A 5201-nucleotide genomic window follows, 5' to 3' on the forward strand; every position below is an offset into this window, starting at 1 on the left:
GCACAGTTTATTCTTGACAGAACAAAGTGAGTTTGATAGAATATAATAGTTGTCGCGAGAGAGCGTATCTCTTACGAGAGCGATAGACCTTTGAAAACTGAATAAAGTAGAATGACTATATGCGAGAAGTTAACTTCTTGTATACCAACTGTCAATTCAATAATGAAAGACAAAACAACAGCCAGTTCATTTGATGGACTAAATTTAAATGAGAGTTTGATCCTGGCTCAGGACGAACGCTGGCGGCGTGCCTAATACATGCAAGTCGAGCGATGATTAAAGATAGCTTGCTATTTTTATGAAGAGCGGCGAACGGGTGAGTAACGCGTGGGAAATCTGCCGAGTAGCGGGGGACAACGTTTGGAAACGAACGCTAATACCGCATAACAATGAGAATCGCATGATTCTTATTTGAAAGAAGCAATTGCTTCACTACTTGATGATCCCGCGTTGTATTAGCTAGTTGGTAGTGTAAAGGACTACCAAGGCGATGATACATAGCCGACCTGAGAGGGTGATCGGCCACACTGGGACTGAGACACGGCCCAGACTCCTACGGGAGGCAGCAGTAGGGAATCTTCGGCAATGGGGGCAACCCTGACCGAGCAACGCCGCGTGAGTGAAGAAGGTTTTCGGATCGTAAAACTCTGTTGTTAGAGAAGAACGTTAAGTAGAGTGGAAAATTACTTAAGTGACGGTATCTAACCAGAAAGGGACGGCTAACTACGTGCCAGCAGCCGCGGTAATACGTAGGTCCCAAGCGTTGTCCGGATTTATTGGGCGTAAAGCGAGCGCAGGTGGTTTCTTAAGTCTGATGTAAAAGGCAGTGGCTCAACCATTGTGTGCATTGGAAACTGGGAGACTTGAGTGCAGGAGAGGAGAGTGGAATTCCATGTGTAGCGGTGAAATGCGTAGATATATGGAGGAACACCGGAGGCGAAAGCGGCTCTCTGGCCTGTAACTGACACTGAGGCTCGAAAGCGTGGGGAGCAAACAGGATTAGATACCCTGGTAGTCCACGCCGTAAACGATGAGTGCTAGCTGTAGGGAGCTATAAGTTCTCTGTAGCGCAGCTAACGCATTAAGCACTCCGCCTGGGGAGTACGACCGCAAGGTTGAAACTCAAAGGAATTGACGGGGGCCCGCACAAGCGGTGGAGCATGTGGTTTAATTCGAAGCAACGCGAAGAACCTTACCAGGTCTTGACATACTCGTGCTATCCTTAGAGATAAGGAGTTCCTTCGGGACACGGGATACAGGTGGTGCATGGTTGTCGTCAGCTCGTGTCGTGAGATGTTGGGTTAAGTCCCGCAACGAGCGCAACCCTTATTACTAGTTGCCATCATTAAGTTGGGCACTCTAGTGAGACTGCCGGTGATAAACCGGAGGAAGGTGGGGATGACGTCAAATCATCATGCCCCTTATGACCTGGGCTACACACGTGCTACAATGGATGGTACAACGAGTCGCCAACCCGCGAGGGTGCGCTAATCTCTTAAAACCATTCTCAGTTCGGATTGCAGGCTGCAACTCGCCTGCATGAAGTCGGAATCGCTAGTAATCGCGGATCAGCACGCCGCGGTGAATACGTTCCCGGGCCTTGTACACACCGCCCGTCACACCACGGAAGTTGGGAGTACCCAAAGTAGGTTGCCTAACCGCAAGGAGGGCGCTTCCTAAGGTAAGACCGATGACTGGGGTGAAGTCGTAACAAGGTAGCCGTATCGGAAGGTGCGGCTGGATCACCTCCTTTCTAAGGAATATAAAAAAAGATGTTGTTCTACTTTATTCAGTTTTGAGGGGTCTATAAAGACCAAACAAGCAGTCTTTTGATGCAAGATAGAGAAGATTGCGTTGAGAGAAGGGGCCTTAGCTCAGCTGGGAGAGCGCCTGCTTTGCACGCAGGAGGTCAGCGGTTCGATCCCGCTAGGCTCCATAAGATACGGAAGTATCTTGTCAACGAAGACGTTAAAATAGGAATTGATCATTGAAAACTAAATAACAATATCTTATAACGATAAATAAACCGAGAAATGGTAAAACATTTCTGTAAAGCTGCGAATTATTTTAAATAGTTCGAAAAAACTTATACTTGTTTTAATGGCAAAGTTAATAAGGGCGCACGGTGGATGCCTTGGCATTAAGAGCCGAAGAAGGACGTGACTAACGACGATATTCTAGGGGGAGCAGTAAGTACGCATTGATCCCTAGGTCTCCGAATGGGGAAACCCACTATGTTATGCATAGTATCCGTAAGTGAATACATAGCTTACGAGAAGGTAACGCAGAGAACTGAAACATCTAAGTACCTGCAGGAAGAGAAAGTAAAAACGATTTCCTAAGTAGCGGCGAGCGAACGGGAAACAGGCCAAACCAAGAAGCTTGCTTCTTGGGGTTGTAGGACTGCAACGTGGACTTAAAGTCTATAGAAGAATTACCTGGGAAGGTAAGCCAAAGAGAGTAATAGCCTCGTATTTGAAATAGACTTTATACCTAGCAGTATCCTGAGTAGGGCTGGACACGCGAAATCCAGTTTGAATCCGGGAGGACCATCTCCCAAGCCTAAATACTCCTTAATGACCGATAGTGAACCAGTACCGTGAGGGAAAGGTGAAAAGAACCCCGGGAGGGGAGTGAAATAGCACCTGAAACCGTGTGCCTACAAGAAGTTCGAGCCCGTCAATGGGTGAGAGCGTGCCTTTTGTAGAATGAACCGGCGAGTTACGTTATGATGCGAGGTTAAGCTGAAGAGGCGGAGCCGTAGCGAAAGCGAGTCTGAATAGGGCGCTTTAGTATCATGATGTAGACCCGAAACCTAGTGACCTATCCATGAGCAGGTTGAAGGTGCGGTAAGACGCACTGGAGGACCGAACCAGGACACGTTGAAAAGTGTTTGGATGACTTGTGGATAGCGGAGAAATTCCAAACGAACTGGGAGATAGCTGGTTCTCTCCGAAATAGCTTTAGGGCTAGCGTCGCAATTTAAGTGTATTGGAGGTAGAGCACTGTTTGGATGAGGGGCCCATCTCGGGTTACCAATTTCAGATAAACTCCGAATGCTAATACACATGTGCGGCAGTCAGACTGCGAGTGCTAAGATCCGTAGTCGAAAGGGAAACAGCCCAGACCACCAGCTAAGGTCCCAAAATATATGTTAAGTGGAAAAGGATGTGGGGTTGCACAGACAACTAGGATGTTAGCTCAGAAGCAGCTATCATTCAAAGAGTGCGTAATAGCTCACTAGTCGAGTGACCCTGCGCCGAAAATGTACCGGGGCTAAACATATTACCGAAGCTGTGGATTTAATATTAATTAAATGGTAGGAGAGCGTTGTAATCAGCGATGAAGGTATACCGTGAGGGGTGCTGGAGCGATTACAAGTGAGAATGCCGGTATGAGTAGCGCAAGATAAGTGAGAATCTTATCCACCGTAAGACTAAGGTTTCCAGGGGAAGGCTCGTCCGCCCTGGGTTAGTCGGGACCTAAGGCGAGGCCGAAAGGCGTAGTCGATGGACAACAGGTTGATATTCCTGTACTAGTATTGTTAGTGATGGAGGGACGCAGTAGGCTAAAGGGAGCCAGTTAATGGATTCTGGTCTAAGCAGTGAGGTGTGGAATGTGTCAAATGCATTTTCCTTTAACATTGAGCTGTGATGGGGAAGCAACTACGGTTGCGAAGCCCTTGATGTCACACTGCCAAGAAAATCTTCTAGCGTTTAATTCAATACTACCCGTACCGCAAACCGACACAGGTAGTCGAGGCGAGTAGCCTCAGGTGATCGAGAGAACTCTCGTTAAGGAACTCGGCAAAATGACCCCGTAACTTCGGGAGAAGGGGTGCTGTAGAAATACAGCCGCAGTGAAAAGATCCAAGCAACTGTTTATCAAAAACACAGCTCTCTGCTAAACCGCAAGGTGATGTATAGGGGGTGACGCCTGCCCGGTGCTGGAAGGTTAAGAGGAGGGGTTAGCTTAGGCGAAGCTCTGAATTGAAGCCCCAGTAAACGGCGGCCGTAACTATAACGGTCCTAAGGTAGCGAAATTCCTTGTCGGGTAAGTTCCGACCCGCACGAAAGGCGTAATGATTTGGATACTGTCTCAACGAGAGACTCGGTGAAATTTTAGTACCTGTGAAGATGCAGGTTACCCGCGACAGGACGGAAAGACCCCATGGAGCTTTACTGCAGATTGATATTGAGTACCTGTGAAGCATGTACAGGATAGGTAGGAGACTTTGACCTTGGGACGCTAGTTTCAAGTGAGTCGCTGTTGGGATACTACCCTTGCTTCATGGTTGCTCTAACCCACACGCATAATCGGCGTGGGAGACAGTGTCTGTCGGGCAGTTTGACTGGGGCGGTCGCCTCCTAAAGAGTAACGGAGGCGCCCAAAGGTTCCCTCAACATGGTTGGAAATCATGTGTAGAGTGTAAAGGTATAAGGGAGCTTGACTGCGAGAGCTACAACTCGAGCAGGTAGGAAACTAGGGCTTAGTGATCCGGTGGTACCGCATGGAAGGGCCATCGCTCAACGGATAAAAGCTACCCTGGGGATAACAGGCTTATCTCCCCCAAGAGTTCACATCGACGGGGAGGTTTGGCACCTCGATGTCGGCTCGTCGCATCCTGGGGCTGTAGTCGGTCCCAAGGGTTGGGCTGTTCGCCCATTAAAGCGGCACGCGAGCTGGGTTCAGAACGTCGTGAGACAGTTCGGTCCCTATCCGTCGCGGGCGTAGGAAATTTGAGAGGATCTGCCCTTAGTACGAGAGGACCGGGGTGGACTTACCGCTGGTGTACCAGTTGTTCCGCCAGGAGCACCGCTGGGTAGCTATGTAGGGAAGGGATAAGCGCTGAAAGCATCTAAGTGCGAAGCCCACCTCAAGATGAGATTTCCCATTCTTTATGAATTAAGAGCCCTGAGAGATGATCAGGTTGATAGGCTGGAAGTGGAAGTCCTGCGAGGGATGGAGCGGACCAGTACTAATAGCTCGAGGACTTTACCAAGTAATAGAACATATGAGTTCAGCTTTACTTATTTATCAAGAGATTGTTATTTAGTTTTGAGTGTTCAATACATTCAGACCATGATTTGGTATTCATTGCATAGGAGATACACCTGTTCCCATGTCGAACACAGAAGTTAAGTCCTATTACGCCGGAAGTAGTTGGGGGTTGCCCCCTGCGAGATAGGGTAAATGCCAAG

1 tRNA gene and 3 rRNA genes are annotated in these 5201 nt (G+C 48.5%); all 4 read left to right on the forward strand.

Annotated features, from left to right (window positions below):
• Positions 1 to 204 precede the first annotated feature (204 nt).
• Positions 205 to 1753 (forward strand): 16S ribosomal RNA (locus LACDD01_RS11210).
• Positions 1754 to 1863: 110 nt separating this feature from the next.
• Positions 1864 to 1936: transfer RNA gene (locus LACDD01_RS11215), tRNA-Ala, on the forward strand.
• 166 nt (positions 1937 to 2102) lie between these two features.
• Positions 2103 to 5002 (forward strand): 23S ribosomal RNA (locus LACDD01_RS11220).
• Positions 5003 to 5086: 84 nt separating this feature from the next.
• Positions 5087 to 5201 (forward strand): 5S ribosomal RNA (rrf, locus tag LACDD01_RS11225); the annotation flags it as partial.

Origin of the sequence: Lactococcus sp. DD01 (assembly GCF_001578715.1) — a bacterium.
Lineage (GTDB): Bacteria > Bacillota > Bacilli > Lactobacillales > Streptococcaceae > Lactococcus > Lactococcus petauri.